Consider the following 20,265-nt stretch of genomic DNA (forward strand, 5'->3'; position numbering starts at 1 on the left):
GGGACCTCGTTCGGGGAGCGGGAGCCCCCGGTCGTCCTACTTCGTGGCGGATTCGGCGGCCGACTGGGCGGCCTTCAGGGCGTCCTCGGGAGACTGCGAGCCGCTGAGCACGGTCTGCACCGCGCCCCACAGCTGCTCCGAGATCTTCGGGTACTTCGTGCCGAGGTCGTCCGAGGTGCGGCCCTTCGCGGCCTGCACGGCGGTGACCCACGGCTCGAGGTCGGCGTTGCCGGCGACCTGCTCCTGCTGCGCCTCGGCCGTCGGCGCGATGTACGAGAGCGTGTTGTCGGTCGTGACCAGGCTCTCCGTCGAGGTCAGGCACTCGGCGATCTGCTTCGAGGTCTCGTAGCGCGCCGTGTCCGACTGCACCGGGAGGGTGAGGAACTCGCCTCCGGTCGGTGCGGGGGCCGCTCCGCCGTCCTTCGACGGGATGGTCAGGACGCCGTAGTCGATGCCCGAGGCCTTCGCGTTGGCCAGCTGCCAGGTGCCGTTCTCGCCGAAGGCGTACTCGCCGGTCTCGAACTCCTGCCAGCTCGTGGTCTGCGTGTTGCCGATCACGGAGTTGGGCGCGTAGCCCTTCTCGAGCCAGTCGCTCCAGAGCGAGACGGCGTCGACCGCGGCGGGCGAGTCGAGGTCGGTCAGCTCGGCGCCGGAGCCCCAGAACCACGGCAGGAACTGGAAGGTCCCCTCCTCCGTGCCGATGCCGGAGAACGTGATGCCCTTGCCGCCGGAGGCGGTGACCTTCTCGAGCGCGTCGGTCAGCCCGGCCCAGTCGGTGATGGAGGCGGCGTCCACGCCGGCCTTCTCGAGCACGGCCTTGTTGTAGTACAACGCGAGCGTGTTGGCGCCGATCGGCACGCCGAAGGTGTCGCTGCCGGTCTGGCCGGCCGCGAGGATGTTCGCGTCGATCCCCTCGGTGGAGAGCCCGGACTCGGCGGTCGTGGTCAGGATGCCCGACTCCGCGAGCGTCGAGACAACGGGGTTGTCGACGAGCAGGAGGTCGGGCGAGTTGCCCTGCTGACCGGCGAGCAGCGCCTTGTTGGTCAGGTCGGTGGTGTCGTAGCCGGTGCGCTCGACGGTGACGCCGGCCTCGGTCCCGCAGGAGTCGATGAGCTTCGCCCAGTCGGACGACTCGTCGAACTGGGGGTACGGGTCCCAGAACGTGTAGCTGCCTCCCGCGGCGGAGCCGGAGTCTCCCCCGGAGCCGCTCGCGCAGCCGGTCAGTGCGGCGGCGGCCGTCCCCAGCAGGACGGCGGCGGCGAGGCCCCGAGCGTGCTTCCTCGTCTTCACGGATGATCCCTTCGTCGTTGACGGATTCCTCGGCAGTCGTCCCGATCGTCTACGCCGGGCCGAAACTACTTTCTGTCGGGTAAACCTAGGCAGGGGCGGTCAGCGCGTCAAGAGATGCGACCTTTTCGGTCTTTTCGGTTTTTCGCCGGAGTCGTGCGAGGATCGACGCGGCGGCCCGCCGGGCCCGGAACGGAGGCGCGGTGCCACCACGCAAGCCCACCGGCACCATCACGCTCACCGACGTGGCGGCCGCCGCCGGCGTCTCGATCGCCACCGCCTCCAAGGCGCTCAACGGCCGCGACCAGGTGCGCGCCGAGACCCGCCAGCGCGTGCTGGACGCCGCCGAGGCCCTCTCCTTCACCCCGAACCCGTTCGCGCAGGCCCTCAACTCCCGGCGCACGGGCACCATCGGGATGCTCACCAACGACCTCGACAACCGCTTCGTGCTCCCCGTGCTGCTCGGCGCCGAGGACGCGTTCGGCGCCGGATCGACGTCGGTGCTCCTCTGCGACGCCCGCGGCGACTCGATCCGCGAGCAGCACCACATCAAGAACCTGCTCGCCAAGCGCGTCGACGGGATCGTGGTGCTCGGCCGGACGACGAACCCGCGCCCCTCGATCACCCGCACCATCCCGGTGCCGGTCGTCTACGCCTACGCGCCCTCGGAGGATCCGCGCGACTCCTCCTTCACGCCCGACAACGTGCAGGCCGGCGTCCTCGCCGCCCGCCACCTGATCGAGCGCGGACGGACGAGGATCGCCCTCGTCAACGGCGAGCCGAGCTACACCGCCGCACACGACCGTGCCCGGGGCGTCGAGCAGGCGCTGACGGAGGCGGGATTGCCGCTGGTCGGCGGCGGCGTCCTCTTCGGGCAGTGGTCCGAGAGCTGGGGCCGCCAGTGCGCCGAGTCGCTGCTGCGCGCGCATCCGGACCTCGACGCGATCATCTGCGCGAGCGACCAGATCGCCCGCGGCACCCTCGACCACCTGCGCGAGACCCGCCGGCAGGTGCCGCAGGACGTGGCCGTCGTCGGCTTCGACAACTGGGACCTCCTCGTCGAGGCCGCCCGCCCGCCGCTCTCGAGCATCGACATGATGCTCGACACGCTCGGCCGCGCCGCCGCGGAGGAGCTCTCGAACGCGATCCACGGACGTCCGACCGCGGGCGTGCAGGCCATGCCCGTCCGCTTCGTGCCGCGGGAGTCCTCCGGCTGACGCCCCCGCCCTCCGCGAGAACGCGGAGGACACCGCCTGCTCAGCGGTGTCCCGACGCTCGGAGCGGCGTCTCGACGCACGAGCGGGCCAGCGCGCATCGGCGAGGACACCGGAGGGACGGGCGGAGCGCGATCGTGGGCACAGACGTGCGCCGGACCCCTCGGGAGTCCGGCGCACGGCCTGGCGGTGATCAGCTGCCGGTGATCAGCCGGGATCAGCTCCCGGTGCGTTCACCGCGGCGTCGGAGGGTGAGGAGCATCAGACCGCCGCCGAGCAGGGCGAGCAGGCCCAGCACTCCGGCGGTCGCCGTCGCTGCGGCGTCCACTCCGGTCGAGGCGAGAGCCGGACCGCGGGGACCGTTCGACCCGGACACGGGAACGACCGCGGCGTGGGAGGGCGCCGGTCGCGGCGCTGTGGTCGCGGTCGGAGTGGGCGAGGCCGTGGGCGTCGCGGTCGGCGTGGGGGTGGGGGTCGCCGTCGGAGCCACGGTCGGGGTCGCCGTCGGCGTGGTCGTCGGCGTGACCGTCGGAGCCACGGTGGGCGCGATCGTCGGAGTCACCGTCGGAGTGACGGTGGGCGCGATCGTCGGAGTCACCGTCGGAGTCACCGTCGGCACGACGGTGGGAGTCACCGTCGGAGTCACCGTCGGCACGACGGTGGGAGTCACCGTCGGGGTGACGGTGGGAGTCACGGTCGGCGTGACAGTGGGTGTGACCGTCGGCGTCACGGTCGGCGTGACGGTGGGGGTCACGGTCGGCGTGACGGTGGGGGTCACCGTCGGGGTCACGGTCGGCGTGATGGTCGGGGTCACCGTCGGCGTGACCGTGGGCGTCACGGTCGGTGTGACTGTCGGCGTGACCGTCGGCGTCACGGTGGGCGTGACCGTCGGCGTCACGGTGGGCGTGACCGTCGGGGTCACGGTCGGCGTCACGGTCGGCGTGCCGTCGGGGTCACGGTCGGCGTCACGGTCGGCGTGACCGTCGGCGTCACGGTCGGCGTAGCCGTCGGCGACGGTCCGCCGTCGGAGGGCTCGCAGCCCGGCTCGGTGAAGTCGTTGGAATCGAGCGTGACCGCTCCCGTGCGGGCCAGTGCGCGGCCCTCGACGGAGACGCCCGTCGTCACCGTGATCGAGGCCGAGGCGAGCACGGAGCCCACGAAGTCCGAGTCGGTGCCGAGCGTCGCGGAGCTGCCGATCTGCCAGTAGACGTTGCAGGCCTGCGCTCCGTTGATCAGGGCCACCGTGCTCGACGAGGCCGTCGTCAGCGTCGACGCGGCGCGGATCACGAAGACCGCCTCGTTGACGCCCTCGGTGTCGAGCGTGAGCGTCCCTGTCACTCCGACCGGTCCGGCCGCGGTGTAGACCCCGGGTTTCAGCGTCCGGCCGCCGATCTCGGCGCCGATCTGCGCCGTCGTCGCCTGCGAGGCGAGCTGTCCGTAGGCGGTGCCCACGTCGGCCTGGGCCTGCGCCGCCTCCGCGTCTCCGCGATGGATCACTCCGTCCGTCCGCCCGGGCGGGAACCCGGTGACGGCGGTCAGCGGGCTGACCCCGACGTTCTGGTCGAGGACGCTCGACCCCGTGTTCGTCACGGTCGACGCGGCCAGGACCGAGTAGTCCTCCGCCGTGCCGAGGTCGGGAGCAGTGGCCGCCTGCGCCGAGACGCCGGCGAAGAGCGCGGCGCCGACGACGGCGAGGACGACACCCGTCCCGATCGCCCCTCTTCTGCGGTTCTGCCGATGACGGCGGAGCGAGGTGCGAGAGGACACGTGCGGCATGAGGCCAGCGATCTGCCCACGTCAGCGTGAGCTCAATAACCCGAGGTGGGAGGCTCGAACCGTGGGTCGCGCTCCTCGCCCGCGTCTACGCCGCGACCCTGACGGGGGGCAGGATCCGCCGACGACGTCCCCCGACCCGGGACATCCTCGCCACCGGAGTCCTCGCGCCGGTGACGGCGGACACGGCCGGCGGAGCGGATCAGCGGCGACGCCCGCGGCACCCGAACCGGGCGGAATGCTGTGCGTCCCGGGAGCCCTCAGCCGAGAGCCGCCAGCCGCTCGATCACGCCCTCGCCCAGCCGGGCGACGTACCCCTCCGGATCCGGCCCGGCCGGCGCCAGCTGCACGTGGTCGATCCCCAGCGCTGCGTACTCCTCCATCGCGCGGACGAAGCCGTCGGGGTCGCCGATCGGATCGCCGCCCCCCGTGATGGTCTTCGTGATCGTCGCGTAGTCGCGCCCGAGGTCGTCGCAGTGCCGCTTCAGCACGTCGAGCTTGTGCGCCACGTCGTCCGCGCCGGTGCCGAACAGGTTGCAGGCGTCGCCGTACTGCGCGACCAGCCGCAGCGTCTTCCTCTCTCCGCCGCCGCCGATGAGGATGGGCGGGCCGGGCTGCTGGATCGGCGCCGGGTGGTTCAGCGTCTCGGCCAGCCGGTAGTGCGTCCCCTCGAACGGCCCGTCGTCGTCGCTCCACATCTGACGGCAGATCCGCAGCGTCTCCTCCAGCCGCTCGAACCGCTCCTTCAGCGGCGGGTACGGCACGCCGAGCCCGAGGTGCTCGCGCTCGTACCAGGCGGCGCCGATGCCGAGCATCGCGCGCCCGCCGGAGAGCACGTCGAGGGTGGTGACGATCTTCGCGAGCAGTCCCGGATGGCGGTACGTCACGCCAGTGACGAGGAGACCCAGCCGCATCCGCTCCGTCCGGCCGGCGACGAAGCCGAGCGAGGTGTAGCCCTCGAGCATCGGATCCTCGCTCGTCGCGAAGTGCTCCATCTGGAAGTAGTGGTCCATCAGCGTGAACCAGGCGCAGCCGACGTCCTCGGCCGTCCGCGCGGTCGCTCCGATGATCGGCGCGATCCCCGCGCTCCCGCCCGGAAGGGTGAAGTCCATGAAGTGAATGCCGAGCTGCACGCGCGTCTCCTGTCGTCCCGGGATGTCCAGGAGCCAGTGTGCGCCGAGCCACCGCTCAACACGCCGACGCGCCCGCCTCTGAGCGGCGTCTCATCCATTCCGCGGCGTCTCGGCCGATCGCACCCGTCGAGGCGCGGCCGCGCTCACTCGCAGACGCGGAAGCGGTTCCGGTCGAACCCGACGACGTCGCCGACGGCGAGCTGGCGCCCGCGGCGCAGATCGACTTCGCCGTTGACGGTCACCATCCCCTCGGCGACCGCCTCCTTGGCCTCGCCGCCCGAGAGGATCCCCGCGAACTTGAGGAACTGGCCCAGGCGGATCGACCCGCCGCCCAGCGGGACGTCGACGGGCTCGGGGACGGCAGCGGCGCCTGTCACGTCAGACCGCCGGGATGTCGGCGAAGCGCGAGAAGTGGCCGTGGAAGCCGACGGTCACCGTGCGGGTCGGGCCGTTGCGGTGCTTGGCGACGATAAGGTCGGCCTCGCCCGCGCGCGGGTTGTCCTTCTCGTAGGCGCTCTCGCGGTGCAGGAGGATCACCATGTCGGCGTCCTGCTCGATCGAGCCGGACTCGCGGAGGTCCGAGATGGCGGGGAGCTTGTCGGCGCGCTGCTCGGGGCCTCGGTTCAGCTGCGAGAGCGCGATGACCGGCACCTGCAGCTCCTTCGCGAGGAGCTTGAGGGCACGCGAGAACTCCGAGACCTCCTGCTGGCGGCTCTCGACCTTCTTGCCGGAGGTCATCAGCTGCAGGTAGTCGATGACGACCATCTTGAGCCCGACCCGCTGCTTGAGTCGGCGGCACTTCGCCCGGATCTCGACGAGAGTCATGTTGGGCGAGTCGTCGATGTAGAGCGGCGCGTCGTTGATCCGGCCACGGGTTGAGGCGATGGTCGTCCAGTCGCGCTGGTCGACCGTGCCCTTGCGCATGTGCTGCAGCGGCACGGACGCCTCGGCCGAGAGGAGGCGCATCGCGATCTCGCTGCGCCCCATCTCGAGGGAGAAGAAGATCGTGGCCATGTTGTGCTTGATCGCGGCGGCGCGGGCGAAATCGAGCGCCAGCGTCGACTTTCCGAGCGCGGGGCGCGCGGCGACGATGATCATCTGCCCGGCGTGGAAGCCGTTGGTCAGGTCGTCGAGGTCGGCGAAGCCGGTGGGGACGCCGGTGAAGCTGCCGTCCTTGTGAGCGGCCGCCTCGATCTCGTCGATCGCGACGGTCACCGCATCGGTCAGCGGGACGTAGTCCTCCGCCGTCTCGGAGCCGGTGACGTTGTAGATCTCGGCCTGCGCCGTGTTGACCAGGTCGAGCACCTCGCCCTCGCCCTGGTAGCCCATCTGCGCGATGCGGGTGCCCGCCTCGACGAGGCGGCGCAGCAGAGCGCGCTCGGCGACGATGGAGGCGTAGTACCCGGCGTTGGCCGCGGTGGGGACCATCGAGGTGAGCGTGTGCAGGTAGTCGGCGCCGCCGGCCCGCTGCAGCTCGCCCTGCTTCGTGAGCTCGTCGGTGACCGCGATGACGTCGGTCGGCTCGCCGTGCGAGTAGAGGGCGAGGATCGCGTCGAAGACGATCTCGTGCTTGGGGATGTAGAAGTCGGTGCCCTTGACGCTCTCGACGACATCGGCGACCGCGTCCTTCGAGAGCAGCATGCCGCCCAGCGCCGACTGCTCGGCGAGGAGGTCGTGCGGAGGGGTCCGCTCGTTCCCGCGTGACTCGCCGCGGTCTCCGCGACCGTCCCGTCCGTCCGAGCCGGGTACCGCCAGGTGCGCGATCGTCATGCCTTCGCCTCCTCCTGTCGGGTGCTGCGCGTCCGGTCGAGCCGGTGCCGGGATCCGGTCTACCAGCGACCTCCGACAGCGGCGCACGGGCGCCTGCCCGCACCCCTCGCGGGGCGCTGCGCCACCCTACGGACCGCCGCCCGCGGCACGCAAACCGCCCTGTGGAGAGAGCTGTGCAGAACCGAGGGGAAACGCCGGGCCCACTGTGGGCAACGTGTGGACAACCCTGTGGGATCAGCGGCCCTCGACAAGTTTTTTCCGGCTCTTGACCAGGCATTTCCTGCTTTCCACAGGTGTGTGGGGAAAAGAGTCTCAAGACCACAGTGAAGGTTGGTCCCGCCGGAGGGTGTATGTGGATGGAGCTGTGGAAAACGGGAACGACGAAGGGCGGTGCGAGGGGACTCGGAAGTCCCGTCGCACCGCCCTCGGCGGCGTTCTCGCGGCCTTACTTGGCCGCGACCACCTGCAGCTTCACAGTGGCCTGGATGTCGTCGCGCAGACGCACCACGGCCTCGTGCTCGCCGACGTGCTTGATCGCGTTCGAGATGACGATCTTGCGCTTGTCGAGCTCGCCGAATCCGGCCGCCGCCACCGCGTTCGCGATATCGGAGGTCTTCACCGAGCCGAACAGGCGGCCGTCCTTGCCGGCCTTGACCGTCAGCTTCACGCGGTTGGCCTCGAGGACCTGCTTGGTGTGCTGGGCCTCTTCGATGGTCTTGTGCTCACGAGCGGCTCGCGCCGACTTGATCTGCTCGACCTGCTTCTCGCCACCGCGGGTCCACGCGACGCCGAAGCCCTGCGGGATGAGGTAGTTGCGGGCGAACCCGTTCTTCACGTCGACGACGTCGCCGGCCGAGCCGAGTCCGTCGACCTCGTGGGTCAGGATGACCTTGGACATACCGTTACCTACCTTCCGCTGCCGGCGTAGGGCAGGAGCGCCATCTCGCGGGCGTTCTTGACGGCACGGGCGATGAGGCGCTGCTCCTGAACGGAGACGCCGGTGATACGACGGGCGCGGATCTTCCCGCGCTCCGAGATGAACTTGCGGAGGGTCGCGACGTCCTTGTAGTCGATGACACCCACGCGGACCGACTTCGCGGGGGCCGCGTTCTTCGCGCCCTTGCCGCGGATCGGCTTGCGGCGGTCGCCGCTGCTCTTTCCAGCCATAGTGGTTTCCTTAGATTCTGGTTCGCCCCTGCCCCGCCGCGAGCGATCGCGGTGCGGGGGAGGCGTGATTCAGGTGAGGAGAGCGTCCGAGCCGAGGCTCAGAACGGCGTCTCGTCGTTGTAGCTGCCCGGCGTGCTCCACACGTCGCCACCGGCGGGAGCGCTCGGCGCCCACGGCTCCTCGGCCTGACCGCCACGGTTGCCGCCGGCGTTGCCGGAGCCCCCCTGACCGCCGCTGCCGAAGCCGCCCTGGCCGCCGCCGATCTGACCGCCGTTGCCCTGGCCGCCACCGGCCTGGCCGCGTCCGCCTCCACCGGAGGCGCGCGTGACCTGCGCGGTCGCGTAGCGCAGCGAGGGCCCGATCTCGTCGATCTCGAGCTCGATGCTGGTGCGCTTCTCGCCTTCCTTCGTCTCGTAGGAGCGCTGCTTCAGGCGGCCGGTCGCGATGACGCGGCTGCCCTTGGTCAGCGTTCCTGCGACGTTCTCGGCGAACTCGCGCCAGACGGAGGCGCGGAGGAACAGCGCTTCGCCGTCCTTCCAGTCGTTCGCCTGACGGTCGAAGGTGCGCGGCGTGGAGGCGATGGTGAAGTTCGCGACCGCGAGCCCGCCCTGCGTGTAGCGCAGCTCGGGGTCGGCGGTGAGGTTCCCCACCACGGTGATGATCGTCTCGCCGGCCATGAGCGCTACGCCTTGGGAGCGGCCGAGGCCTTGGCAGCCTTGCGGGCGGCCTTCTCGTCGGCGAGCTTCGCGGCGGCAGCGACCTGGGCGATGCCCTCTTCGGCCCGCAGCACCTTGGTGCGCATGACGGCCTCGGACAGCTTCAGCTGACGGTCGAGCTCGTTCGCTGCGGCGGAGGTCGACGTGAAGTCGACGACGGCGTAGATGCCCTCGGACTTCTTGTTGATCTCGTACGCCAGACGACGGCGGCCCCAGACGTCGACCTTGTCGATGGATCCACCATCGGTGCGGATGACGTTGAGGAACTTGTCGAGACTCGGAGCGACGGTGCGCTCATCGATCTCGGGGTCCAGGATGACCATGATCTCGTACTGATGCGTCACTAACCCACCTCCTTCGGACTGAACGGCCACGGTATTTCCGTGACAGGAGGGTATGTAGCATCTGCCCACTCCCGCGGACGCGAGTGCGTCTGGTCGTGGACAACCTGTACAGACTACAACAGGACCGCCGCGACGCGCCGGACGGATCCGCTCGAGGCGCACCATCCCGGGCGCACGGCGAGGCGGGCACGGGGCCCGGCTCAGCGCCTCAGCGCGACGCCCACCACTCGCGGAGCCGCTGCGTCGCGACCTCCTCGCCGAGCGGACCCTCCTCGAGCCGCAGCTCCAGCAGGAACCGGTACGCCTGCCCGACCTCGGGGCCCGGGGCGAGGCCGAGGATCTCCATGATCCGCGTGCCGTCGAGGTCGGGGCGCTTGGAGGCGAGCTCCTCCTTCTCGGCGAGCTCGGCTATGCGCGCCTCGAGGTCGTCGTAGGCGTGCGCGAGCCGGTCGGCCTTGCGGCGGTTGCGCGTGGTCACGTCGGCGCGGGTGAGGATGTGCAGACGCTCGAGCAGCGGCCCCGCGTCGGTCACGTAGCGGCGCACCGCGGAATCGGTCCACGCGCCGTCCGTGTACCCGAAGAAGCGCAGGTGCAGCTCGATGAGGCGGGCCACGTCCTTCATCGTCTGGTTGTCGAACTTCAGTGCGCGCATCCGCTTGATCGCGAGCTTGGAGCCGACCAGGTCGTGGTGGTGGAAGCTCACCGCTCCGCCCGGCTCGAGCCGCCGCGTGGCCGGCTTCCCGATGTCGTGCAGGAGGGCGGCGAGCCGCAGCACGACGTCGGGCGCGGCTCCGGGGTGCCGCGACTCCTCCAGCGCGATCGCCTGCTCCAGCACGGTGAGGCTGTGGGTGTAGACGTCCTTGTGGTGGTGGTGCTCGTCCTGCTCCAGGCGCAGCGCGGGCAGCTCCGGGAGGAAGCGACCGGCCAGACCGGTGTCGACGAGCAGCTCCAGGCCGGCACGGGGCGAGGCGGTCGCGAGGAGCTTCCGCAGCTCCTCCTGCACGCGCTCCGCCGAGACGTCGTCGATCCGGCCGGCGAGCTCGGCCATCGCCCACTCGACCTCGTCGGTGGTGCGGAATCCGAGCTGCGAGGTGAAGCGCGCGCCGCGGAGCATCCGGAGCGGATCGTCGCCGAAGGAGAGGTCGGCGGGGGAGGGGGTGCGCAGCCGGCCGGCGAGCAGGTCCTCCACTCCTCCCGAGGGATCGACGAGGACGACCTCCGGGAGCCGCAGCGCCATCGCGTTGACCGTGAAGTCGCGCCGCACCAGGTCGCCCTCGAGCGAGTCGCCGAACTCGACCTCGGGCTTGCGGCTCACCCCGTCGTAGCTGTCGCTGCGGTAGGTCGTGATCTCGACCGTCTCGCCGGCCACGCGAGCGCCGATCGTGCCGAAGGCCCGGCCGATGTCCCAGTGCGCCTCGGCGATCGGAGCGACGATCCGCACGATGTCGTCGGGGCGTGCGGAGGTGGTGAAGTCGAGGTCGTGCACGCCGTGGCCGAGGAAGGCGTCGCGGACCGGGCCGCCGACCAGCGCGAGCTCGTGGCCCTGGGCCGCGAACGACTCCGCCAGCCGCGTCACCGTGGGCGTCCCCGCGAGCGCGCGGAGGGTCTCGAGAGCGGTCTGGACGCTGTGCATTCGCACGATCCTAGTGGCGGGGGGTGTCCCGGCAGCGGGTGACCGTGCCAGGGGGTTACGGGGGGGAACCGCCTGCACAGCGGACGCACCGCCTGCCCCGAGGAGGGCTGCCCGTAGAATCACCCGCATGGAGGCCGAGTGAGTCCGATGCATCGGCGCGACCCCTCCCTCCGCTCCCGCCGCTCGCGGGCGGCCCTCCTCCTGCTCCGCTCGGCAGGTGCTGCCGCCCTCGCGCTCGGCCTGACCGGCGTGGCCTCCCCCGCCCTCGCGGCCCCGGTCGCCGCCGCGACGGCGACCTCGACGCCCGCTCCCGGCACCGTCACCACGACCGCCGGGGCCGGCAGCGACGGCGTCCTGCGGCCCGGCCAGGACCTCGAGCTCTCGATCGCCGTGCGCAACGGCACCACCGAGGCGATCGACAGCGCCGACGTGACGGTCGCCCTCTCCTACGCCACCCTCGACACCCGCGCGGAGCTGCACGACTGGCTCGACGCCGAGGCCGACAACGACACCGACCCGGTCCGTGCGACCGCCCAGCTGCGCCTGCTGCCCTCCAGCACCGCCGAGGCCGGCCTCACCGTGCCGGTCGACCAGATCCCCTTCTCCAACGACCGGACCGCGCTCGGCACCCACGCCGTCCTCGTCACGGTCACCGGTCCGGGTGGTGTCGTCTCGACCGCCCGCACGGCCGTCGAGCTGACCGACGACGCGGCGGTCCCGGAGCGAGAGACCGGGGTCAGCGTCCTCGTCCCGCTCACCGTCCCGGACACGGCCGACGGCCTGCTCTCGGCCGAGGCCCTCGCCGACTACACCGACGGCACGGGGACCCTCACCCGGCAGCTCGACGCGGTCGCGGGGAAGGGCGTCACGATCGGGGTCGACCCGCGCATCCTCGCCTCGATCCGGATCCTCGGCAGCGCCGCTCCGGAGTCGGCCCTCGACTGGCTCGACCGGCTGCAGTCCGTGCCGAACGAGCGCTTCGCATTGCCGTACGCCGACGCCGACGTCTCGGCCCAGGCTCAGGCCGGGCTCTCCGCGCTCCTCTCTCCCACCTCCTTCGAGTACGCGATCGACGACACCCGCTTCGCCGCGGTCCCCGGCACCGCCAGCCCGGCGCCCACGGTCGCCGTCGACTCCGACCAGCCGGCCGAGGACCTGCCGGCGCGTCCGAGCACCGAGTCGCTGCTCGCCTCCGACTGGAGCACCTCCCTCGGCAGCGTCGCCTGGCCCGACGAGGGCACTCTCCGCGGGTCGGACCTCGACGTCTACGCGGCCAGCGGAGTGAACCGCACGGTCGTCCCCTCCTCCGGTCTCCTGCTGCCGGAGGAGGTGACCACCACCTCGCGCGCCACCGTCGGCGACTCGGACCTGGTCGTGGCCGACTCGCGACTCACCGAGGCGTTCGACGCGGCCGCCACCGCCACCGACGACACCGAGTGGCGCGCCCGCATGTCCGAGATCGCCACCGATCTCGCCGAGGTGCAGGAGGAGGGGACCGCGCCGGACGTCGTGCTCACCCTCGGGCGCGGCTCGGCGATCGGCGCCGCACGCCTCTCCGAGACCCTCGACGCGATCGAGTCGCTGCCCTGGGCCCGCGGAGTCGCCCTCTCCACCGCCCTCGCCGTCCCCGCGACCGAGGGCGCGAGCGTCGTCGACTCCCCGGAGTCGGAGTCGCGGCTCGACCGGGTGCGCGACGTGCTCGACGCCGGCTCCGAGGTCGAGGCGTTCTCCTCCGTGCTGCAGGAGCCGGAGCTGCTGTCGGGCAAGAGCCGCAACGACGTGCTGGCGCTGCTCTCGGTGACCTGGCGCGGAGACGGCAGCGGCTGGGGCGACGCCATCGGCGCGGCCATGACCGAGGCCGACCGGACGCTCTCGCTGGTGTCGATCGACGCGACCGGCAGCATCCTGCAGGTCTCCCGCGACTCGAGCATCCCCGTGTACGTCCGCAACGAGCTCCCCTGGCCGATCGCCGTCCGCATCCAGGCCTCGACCTCGAACGCCGTCCTCGACATCGACGAGGAGGCGATCGAGACCACCGAGATCGACGCCCGCTCGCAGGGCCGCGTCCTCATCCCCGTGAAGGCCCGGGTCGGCAACGGCGAGACGAGCCTCGGCCTGCAGCTGACCTCGGCGCAGGGTGTCCCCATCGGCACCCCCACGGGCATGACGACCAGCGTCCGCGCCGACTGGGAGACCGTCGGCACCCTGGTCATCGGGATCGCGCTCGTCGTCGTCTTCGGAGCCGGCATCCTCCGCAACATCCGCCGTCGCCGTCGAGGCGACACCCCTGAGGACGAGGAGGACCCGAACGCCGTGCTCGAGGTCCAGCCCGACCTCGACGACCAGCGATCGGACCCGCGTGGCTAGCTTCTCCCTCGGACGCGCGAGCGCCGTCCTCGCCTCCGGCACGATGGTCTCGCGGATCCTCGGCTTCATCATGTCGATCGTCATGGCGAACACGATCGGAGCCGCGGTCGCGCCGGGCGCGGACGCCTTCACGACGGCGAACCTGCTCCCCAACACGATCTACTCGATCATCGCGGGCGGCGCTCTGAACGCCGTCCTCGTCCCGCAGATCGTGCGGGCGGGCCTCGACGCCGACGGCGGCCGCGGCTACATCAACCGCCTGCTGACCCTGGCGCTCGGCCTGCTCCTGGTGACCACGATCGCCGCCACGGTCCTCGCTCCCCTGCTCGTGCGCCTCTACGCGCCCGGCTACGGACCGGAGCAGTACCAGCTGGCCGTCGCCTTCGCGTTCTGGTGCCTGCCGCAGGTCTTCTTCTACGGTCTCTTCACCATCCTCGGCGAGGTGCTCAACGCCCGCGGCTCGTTCGGCCCCTTCACCTGGGCGCCCGTGCTGAACAACGTCGTGGTGATCGCCGGGCTCGTCGCCTTCATGGTGCTGTTCGGCGCCGATCCGGAGGGGAACCGTCCGGTCGACTCGTGGTCCCCGGCGATGGTCACCCTCCTCGGCGGGAGCGCGACGCTGGGCATCGTCGTCCAGTCGCTGTTCCTGATGCTCTTCTGGCGGAGGGTCGGCCTCAGCTACCGCCCCGACTTCCGCTTCCGGGGCGTCGGCCTCGGCACGGCCGGGCGGATGTCGCTGTGGTCGTTCGCCACGGTGCTGCTGACCATCGTCGCCGGCATCGTCGAGAGCCAGGTCTCCTCCACCGCGTCCGGCGAGGGGCCCTCGGCCGCGGCGCTGCAGAAGGCGTGGCTGATCTTCATGCTGCCCCACTCGGTCATCGCGATCTCGATCGCCATGGCCTACTTCACCAAGATGAGCGGCCACACCGCACGGGGGGAGATGAAGGAGTTCCGCTCGGACGTCTCCACCTCGCTCCGCCTGGTGCTGATGATGCTCGTCTTCGCCGCCGCCGCGATCGTCGTGGTCGCAGTGCCGTTCGGCTCCGTCTTCACCGACTCGTTCGCGGACGCGCAGGCCATCGGAGCGATCGCCGTGGCCTACGTGATCGCCCTGCCGCTGTTCTCCTCGATCGCCATCATGCAGCGCGCGTTCTACGCCCTGAGCGACGGAGCGCGGCCGTTCCTGTTCACCCTGGTGCAGGTCGTCGTGGCGGTCGCCGGGTACCTGATCGTGCTCCGGCTCCCCGCCGACCGCACCGCTGTCGGCATCGCTGCTGCGACCTCGCTCGGCATCTGCGTGCAGGCCCTCGTGGCGGCCCTCCTCCTGCGCCGCCGGCTCGGCGGCCGCGGAGGCAGGCGGATCCTCGTGAGGCTCGCGCAGTTCGTCCTCGCCGCGGTGCCCTCGGCCGCCGCCGGCTACGGCGTCCTGGTCGCCCTCGGCGGCACGCGCGCGGGCGGTTTCGCCGTCTCGAACTACGTGGAGCCGCTGCTCTCGATGGCCGCGATCGGCACCGTGATGGCGCTCGTCTACTTCGCGGTCCTCTGGTTCCTCCGGGTGCCGGAGCTGCGCGCCGTCCTGGCTCCGGTGCTCCGCCGACTCGGCCGCTGATGCTGCTCCGGTAAAAGCCTGGTCAGATCGCATTTCCTGGGCTGCTGCATCGAGCGGCGCGTGGCACGACCGGCACTCCCGGGCCCGCGGAATAGTGCCCGCCTAGGATGTGTTGTAGCCCACGGAGCCGCGGAACGATTCGAGCGACCGGCTCCGGGTGCTCGGCTCCCGCCCCACCCGTCACCGCTCGTACAGACCCCGAGGAGTTGCCGTGCGCGACATCGTCATCATCGGATCCGGCCCCGCCGGCTGGACCGCCGCCATCTACGCGGCGCGCGCCGAACTGCACCCGGTGGTCGTGGCCTCGTCGGTCGAGATCGGCGGCGACCTGATGAACACGACGGACGTCGAGAACTTCCCCGGCTTCCCCGACGGCGTCCTCGGCCCCGAGCTGATGACCTCGATGCAGGCGCAGGCCGAGAAGTTCGGCGCCGAGACCTTCTACGACGACGTCACCTCCCTCGATCTCGAGGGCGAGGTCAAGACCGTCCACCTCGGCTCCGGCGAGAGCATCGAGGCGAAGACCGTCGTCGTCGCGACCGGATCCGCGTACCGCAAGCTGGGCCTTCACGATGAGGACCGCCTGTCGGGACATGGTGTCTCGTGGTGCGCCACCTGCGACGGATTCTTCTTCAAGGGCAAGACCATCGCCGTCGTCGGCGGGGGCGACTCCGCCATGGAGGAGGCGACCTTCCTCACCAAGCACGCCGCGAAGGTCTACGTGATCCACCGCAAGGACTCGCTCCGCGCCTCGAAGGTCATGCAGAAGCGCGCCTTCGACAACGAGAGGATCGAGTTCATCTGGAACGCCGAGGTCACCGGCATCACCGGCGAGAACCACGTCGACGGCGTGAAGCTGCGCGACACGGTCGACGGCACCGAGTCCCACCTCGACCTCGACGGCCTGTTCATCGCGATCGGCAACGACCCGCGCACGCACGTCGTGCACGGCAAGCTCGACCTCACCACCGAGGGCACCATCTCGGTGGTCGGCCGCTCCTCCCAGACCTCCGTTCCCGGCGTCTTCGCCGCCGGCGACGTGATCGACCCGACCTACCGTCAGGCCGTCACCGCCGCGGCATCCGGAACGGTCGCCGCCCTCGACGCGGAGCACTACCTCGCTTCGCTCGCCGATGGCACCGCCCACACCGAAGGCTCACCCCGGGCCGAGCTCATCACCCGCTGACCGTCCGGTCATCGCACATCGGAGCCGGCAGCCCGCCGACTCGTGAAGGAGAGAACACCATGTCCACCGCGAAGAGCGTCACCGACGCATCGTTCCAGTCCGACGTCCTCGACTCCGAGAAGACCGTCCTGGTCGACTTCTGGGCCGAGTGGTGCGGCCCCTGCCGCATGGTCGCGCCGATCCTCGACCAGATCTCGGCCGAGCACGGCGACAAGATCGAGATCGTCAAGCTGAACGTCGACGAGAACCCGCAGACCGCTGCGAAGTACCAGATCACGTCGATCCCGGCGATGAAGGTCTACCAGAAGGGCGAGGTCGTGAAGACTGTCATCGGCGCCAAGCCGAAGCCGGCCCTCGAGGCCGACCTGGCCGCGTTCCTCTGAGTTCGCACCCCTGACCGCCCTCTGCGGTCTCCGAGAGCCCCTGTCACGTCGTGACGGGGGCTCTCCTCGTTCCCGGGGCTGTTTCACGTGAAACAGACCCGCTGGGGCGCAGGCCACGATCCCTGCGGTGGCGCCCGACCGCCCCGCCGCAGCACAGGACCGGCCGGTACTGTGGATCCACCCGGCTCCGGCCGGAGAGACACTGTCCACCGAGCGAAGCGGAACCATCGTGACCAACCGCGGCACCAACCTCGACCCCTGGTACAACTCCTATGCGGAGCGCACGGCCGGTCTGGCCGCCAGCGAGGTCCGAGCCCTGTTCGCCGTCGCGTCACGCCCCGAAGTGGTCTCGCTCGCCGGCGGCATGCCGTTCGTGTCCGCGCTCCCCCAGGACCTGGTGACCGGCGCCATCGACACCGTGATGCGGGAGCAGGGACCCGTCGCGCTGCAGTACGGGTCGGGCCAGGGCGTCCCCGTCCTGCGCGAGCAGATCCTCGATGTCATGGCCCTCGAGGGCATCTCCGCCAGCGCGGACGACATCGTGGTCACCACGGGCTCTCAGCACGCCCTGGAGCTCGTCTCCAAGCTGTTCCTGGACCCGGGGGACGTCGTCCTCTCCGAGGGCCCCAGCTACGTCACGGCGATGGTCATCTTCCGGTCGTACCAGGCCGGGGTCGAGCACGTCCCGATGGACGAGCACGGGCTCATCCCCGCCGCCCTCCGCGAGCACATCGCCCGCGTGCGCGCCGCCGGCAAGACGATCAAGTTCCTGTACACGATCCCCACCTTCCACAACCCCGCGGGCGTGACCCTCAGCTGGGAGCGCCGCGTCGAGATCCTCGAGATCTGCAAGTCCGAGGGAATCCTCGTGCTCGAGGACAACCCGTACGGCCTCCTCTACTTCGAGGACGTCCCGCCGAAGGCGATGCGCTCGCTGGAGGAGGACGGGGTGATCTACCTCGGGACGTTCTCGAAGACGCTCGCTCCCGGCTTCCGGGTGGGCTGGGCTCTCGCTCCGCACGCGATCCGCGAGCGGCTGATCCTCGCCAACGAGGCGGCCGTCCTCAGTCCGTCGTCCTTCAGCCAGCTGGTCATCTCGAAGTACCTCGAGACGGCCGACTGGCGCGGACAGATCGACACCTTCCGCGGCGTCTACCGCGAGCGGAAGGAAGCGATGCTGAAGGGCCTGCAGACCCATCTGCCCGGCCTCAGCTGGACGAACCCGAACGGCGGCTTCTACGTCTGGGTCACGCTGCCCGCGGAGCTCGACTCCAAGGCGATGCTGCCGCGCGCGGTGAAGGAGCTCGTCGCGTACACGCCGGGCACTGCGTTCTACGGCAACGGAGACGGACGTCAGAACATCCGCCTCTCGTTCTGCTACCCGACGCCGGAGCGCATCGGTGACGGCATCCGCCGCCTTGCCACGGTCATCAACGGGGAGCTCGATCTGCTGTCGACCTTCGCGGGCACGGGCCGGCTGAGCAGCGCCGACGCGAGCAAGCGCGACGCCGTCCTGCCGCCGAACGTCTCCTGACACCGCTCCTTCGATAAGAAAGCCCTGGTCATGACCGATTTCTCTGTGTTCGACCGTACTCTCGACATCGTCGTCATCAGCGGTGGCATCAGCCACGAGCGCGACGTCTCCCTGCGGTCGGGCCGACGCGTGGCGGATCGTCTCTCCGCGATGGGCCACCGCGTCTCCCTGCACGAACCGGACGCCGGCCTCCTCTCGACGCTCCTGCAGAAGCGTCCCGACGTCGTCTGGCCCGCGGTGCACGGGGCGAGCGGTGAGGACGGTGCGCTCCTCGGGCTCCTCGAGGCGGCGGGCTTCGCCTACGTCGGCTCCCAGACGGACGCGGCGCGGCTGGCCTGGTTCAAGCCGACCGCGAAGACGCTCGTCGCTCGCGCGGGCTTCTCGACCCCGCGATCCGTCACCCTCCCTCGCGAGACCTTCCGCGAGCTCGGAGCCGCCGGGATCCTGGAGCAGGTCGAGGCGCACCTGCCGGGCTCCCTCGTGGTGAAGCCCGCTCAGGGCGGTTCGGCCCAGGGCGTCAGCATCGTGACGGAGTCGTCGCAGCTCCCGCGAGCGATGGTCGAGGCGTACACCTATGGCGACGTCGTGCTCATCGAACAGCAGATCCAGGGGACCGAGATCTCCGTCGGTGTTCTCGACCTCGGTGACGGTCCTTTCGCCCTGCCGCCTGTCGAGATCGCACCCGTCGCGGGCCAGTACACATTCGAGGCGCGCTACAACGCGGGGGAGACGCACTTCTACACGCCGGCCCGGATCTCGCCGGAGATCACGGAGGAAGTGTCCCGTGTGGCCGTCGCGATCCACGAGCTGCTGGGGCTCCGCCACCTGTCGCGGCTCGACTTCATCATCGACGACGCCGGACTCCCCTGGTTCTTCGACGCGAACGTCCTTCCCGGAATGACCGAGACCTCACTCGTTCCCCAGGCCATCGAGGCATCCGGCCGCTACCTCGGCGACGTCTACTCCACCCTCGCGAAGCTCGCCGCCTCCTGACTCCATACCGTTTCACGTGAAACGGTCCGCTGCGCGTCCGCTCCTGGTCGCGAGGCTGCGGCGTTGTGAACAAGTGCGCGAAACCATGCCAGACGAGTAGCCGGATCGCGGCATATCGAGACCCGCGATCGCCCCCTTCTCCTATGACATGGGTCGAGTAGCCGCCCAACACCGTGTCTTGGTATTCATCAGAAGACCAGTAGTGCCGACTCGAGGGAAGCCGAGGCCGCGTCTCGACTCCCACAACGCCAGACATCCATGGCCGCGCCGGTCGAGTATCCGTAGATCGGCGTGGTGAGACCCCCTCGCCGCGCTAAACCCACCAGGAATCGACCTGGCTCATGGGCTTCCATCGGCACCTGGTCCTCGTCGTCAGGCTGGTCGAGGAACCGCATTGCTGCGTATCGAGACCCGGACGCCCTTGGTGGGTACCAGGTGAGGCATTGCCTGGGGCAAGATATCCACGCCAATCGTTTCCCTATATCCGCAGACATACCGGCGAAGCGCACTAATGCGTCGAATCGAGGCTCACCACAATCGCCACCCGCGCCATTTCTGGGAAACGACCTGTTCTATCGACGCTGATCGACGCCAGCCCCCGTCGCCATGCTGGTCGAGTAGCCACAACGCGACGTATCGAGACCCGCGGCCCGAAGGGACCCCTCTCGCTTGGTTCTCTGACCTCAACTCCGCCTCGGGGGGTGGTGCCTGAATTTCGTTGGTCAGGCGAGCGATCTCGTTCGAACACTGCGGTCGAAGTCCGTCCCACGATGATCCGCACGTGCGTCCAAGGTTCTCGGCAGGGGCGTTTCACGTGAAACGCTTCCGCGGCCGTTGAGCAACTTCAATCGGAAAAGTTGCGCCCTGTCGAGCGAGTCAAGCCGGCGAGGGCCTCCTGATTGGCCTGACGAGTTCGTAGCTCGTCAATGGCCAGGCCGCCCTAGAGCGCACCGTTTCACGTGAAACGGCCTTTCCCTTGTGTCTTTCAGTGCTTTCTGGGGGCGACCGCCGACGGGGTCCTCCGTAAGACATCGGCGAACCCACTCATCACATCGGCGTCGATCCGCGAAAATGGGGGGATACTGCATTTCGTCTTACTTGCCCGCCCGCCGGCCAATGCCTGGAGGCCCAGGAAGCGCTCCTCCCGAGGAACATG

General features: G+C 70.2%; 18 protein-coding genes. 8 read left to right on the forward strand and 10 right to left on the reverse strand.

Annotated features, from left to right (window positions below):
• Nucleotides 1-36 precede the first annotated feature (36 nt).
• Complete coding sequence (locus tag C5C71_RS02395) at nucleotides 37-1,290, reverse strand: extracellular solute-binding protein (protein ID WP_104247031.1); 1,254 nt, start codon at nucleotides 1,288-1,290, stop codon at nucleotides 37-39.
• A gap of 200 nt (nucleotides 1,291-1,490) precedes the next feature.
• On the opposite strand from C5C71_RS02395, the gene C5C71_RS02400 reads away from it, so the two are divergent.
• Nucleotides 1,491-2,504, forward strand: coding sequence for a LacI family DNA-binding transcriptional regulator (locus C5C71_RS02400; RefSeq protein WP_104337095.1), 1,014 nt, complete (start codon nucleotides 1,491-1,493; stop codon nucleotides 2,502-2,504).
• Between the two features lie 413 nt (nucleotides 2,505-2,917).
• On the forward strand, nucleotides 2,918-3,481 hold the full coding sequence (locus C5C71_RS17435) for a hypothetical protein (RefSeq protein WP_181065632.1): 564 nt from the start codon (nucleotides 2,918-2,920) through the stop codon (nucleotides 3,479-3,481).
• On the opposite strand, the gene C5C71_RS02410 is transcribed toward C5C71_RS17435, so the two are convergent.
• From C5C71_RS02410 to C5C71_RS02450, 9 genes are all read right to left on the reverse strand, one after another.
• Nucleotides 3,432-4,268: an ice-binding family protein gene (locus tag C5C71_RS02410; RefSeq protein ID WP_219814145.1), complete on the reverse strand. Its 837-nt coding sequence runs from the start codon at nucleotides 4,266-4,268 to the stop codon at nucleotides 3,432-3,434. The two genes, C5C71_RS17435 and C5C71_RS02410, sit on opposite strands and share 50 nt — an antisense overlap.
• A gap of 266 nt (nucleotides 4,269-4,534) precedes the next feature.
• Complete coding sequence (locus tag C5C71_RS02415; protein ID WP_181065633.1) at nucleotides 4,535-5,407, reverse strand: LLM class F420-dependent oxidoreductase; 873 nt, start codon at nucleotides 5,405-5,407, stop codon at nucleotides 4,535-4,537.
• Nucleotides 5,408-5,550: 143 nt separating this feature from the next.
• Nucleotides 5,551-5,784 carry an RNA-binding S4 domain-containing protein gene (locus C5C71_RS02420; protein WP_104247028.1) on the reverse strand — a complete coding sequence of 78 codons (234 nt, stop codon included), beginning with the start codon at nucleotides 5,782-5,784 and terminating at the stop codon, nucleotides 5,551-5,553.
• 1 nt (nucleotide 5,785) lies between these two features.
• Complete coding sequence (gene dnaB / locus C5C71_RS02425; RefSeq protein WP_104225797.1) at nucleotides 5,786-7,177, reverse strand: replicative DNA helicase; 1,392 nt, start codon at nucleotides 7,175-7,177, stop codon at nucleotides 5,786-5,788.
• A 445-nt stretch (nucleotides 7,178-7,622) separates the two neighbouring features.
• Nucleotides 7,623-8,075, reverse strand: coding sequence for a 50S ribosomal protein L9 (gene rplI, locus C5C71_RS02430; RefSeq protein ID WP_104222692.1), 453 nt, complete (start codon nucleotides 8,073-8,075; stop codon nucleotides 7,623-7,625).
• A gap of 8 nt (nucleotides 8,076-8,083) precedes the next feature.
• A complete protein-coding gene (rpsR, locus tag C5C71_RS02435; RefSeq protein WP_055784551.1) occupies nucleotides 8,084-8,344 on the reverse strand; it encodes a 30S ribosomal protein S18 in 261 nt (86 codons plus the stop codon).
• 98 nt (nucleotides 8,345-8,442) lie between these two features.
• Nucleotides 8,443-9,021, reverse strand: coding sequence for a single-stranded DNA-binding protein (locus tag C5C71_RS02440; protein WP_104268810.1), 579 nt, complete (start codon nucleotides 9,019-9,021; stop codon nucleotides 8,443-8,445).
• Between the two features lie 5 nt (nucleotides 9,022-9,026).
• On the reverse strand, nucleotides 9,027-9,404 hold the full coding sequence (gene rpsF / locus C5C71_RS02445; RefSeq protein WP_068207796.1) for a 30S ribosomal protein S6: 378 nt from the start codon (nucleotides 9,402-9,404) through the stop codon (nucleotides 9,027-9,029).
• Between the two features lie 208 nt (nucleotides 9,405-9,612).
• Nucleotides 9,613-11,037: a CCA tRNA nucleotidyltransferase gene (locus C5C71_RS02450; protein ID WP_104337097.1), complete on the reverse strand. Its 1,425-nt coding sequence runs from the start codon at nucleotides 11,035-11,037 to the stop codon at nucleotides 9,613-9,615.
• A 147-nt stretch (nucleotides 11,038-11,184) separates the two neighbouring features.
• Here C5C71_RS02450 and C5C71_RS02455 point away from each other — a divergent pair, with 147 nt between their 5' ends.
• From C5C71_RS02455 to C5C71_RS02480, 6 genes are all read left to right on the forward strand, one after another.
• Nucleotides 11,185-13,404, forward strand: coding sequence for a DUF6049 family protein (locus tag C5C71_RS02455; RefSeq protein ID WP_104337098.1), 2,220 nt, complete (start codon nucleotides 11,185-11,187; stop codon nucleotides 13,402-13,404).
• Nucleotides 13,397-15,013, forward strand: coding sequence for a murein biosynthesis integral membrane protein MurJ (gene murJ / locus C5C71_RS02460; protein ID WP_258062842.1), 1,617 nt, complete (start codon nucleotides 13,397-13,399; stop codon nucleotides 15,011-15,013). Before C5C71_RS02455 ends, murJ begins: the two co-directional genes overlap by 8 nt.
• A gap of 211 nt (nucleotides 15,014-15,224) precedes the next feature.
• Nucleotides 15,225-16,199, forward strand: a complete 975-nt coding sequence (trxB, locus tag C5C71_RS02465; protein ID WP_104225794.1) for a thioredoxin-disulfide reductase — start codon at nucleotides 15,225-15,227, stop codon at nucleotides 16,197-16,199.
• Nucleotides 16,200-16,258: 59 nt separating this feature from the next.
• Nucleotides 16,259-16,582: a thioredoxin gene (gene trxA / locus C5C71_RS02470; RefSeq protein WP_104222687.1), complete on the forward strand. Its 324-nt coding sequence runs from the start codon at nucleotides 16,259-16,261 to the stop codon at nucleotides 16,580-16,582.
• A gap of 229 nt (nucleotides 16,583-16,811) precedes the next feature.
• Nucleotides 16,812-18,116, forward strand: coding sequence for a PLP-dependent aminotransferase family protein (locus C5C71_RS02475; protein ID WP_104337099.1), 1,305 nt, complete (start codon nucleotides 16,812-16,814; stop codon nucleotides 18,114-18,116).
• 30 nt (nucleotides 18,117-18,146) lie between these two features.
• Nucleotides 18,147-19,109 carry an ATP-grasp domain-containing protein gene (locus C5C71_RS02480; RefSeq protein WP_104337100.1) on the forward strand — a complete coding sequence of 321 codons (963 nt, stop codon included), beginning with the start codon at nucleotides 18,147-18,149 and terminating at the stop codon, nucleotides 19,107-19,109.
• The last annotated feature ends 1,156 nt before the right edge of the window (nucleotides 19,110-20,265 follow it).

The organism is Rathayibacter sp. AY1C1 (assembly GCF_002932105.1).
Lineage (GTDB): Bacteria > Actinomycetota > Actinomycetes > Actinomycetales > Microbacteriaceae > Rathayibacter.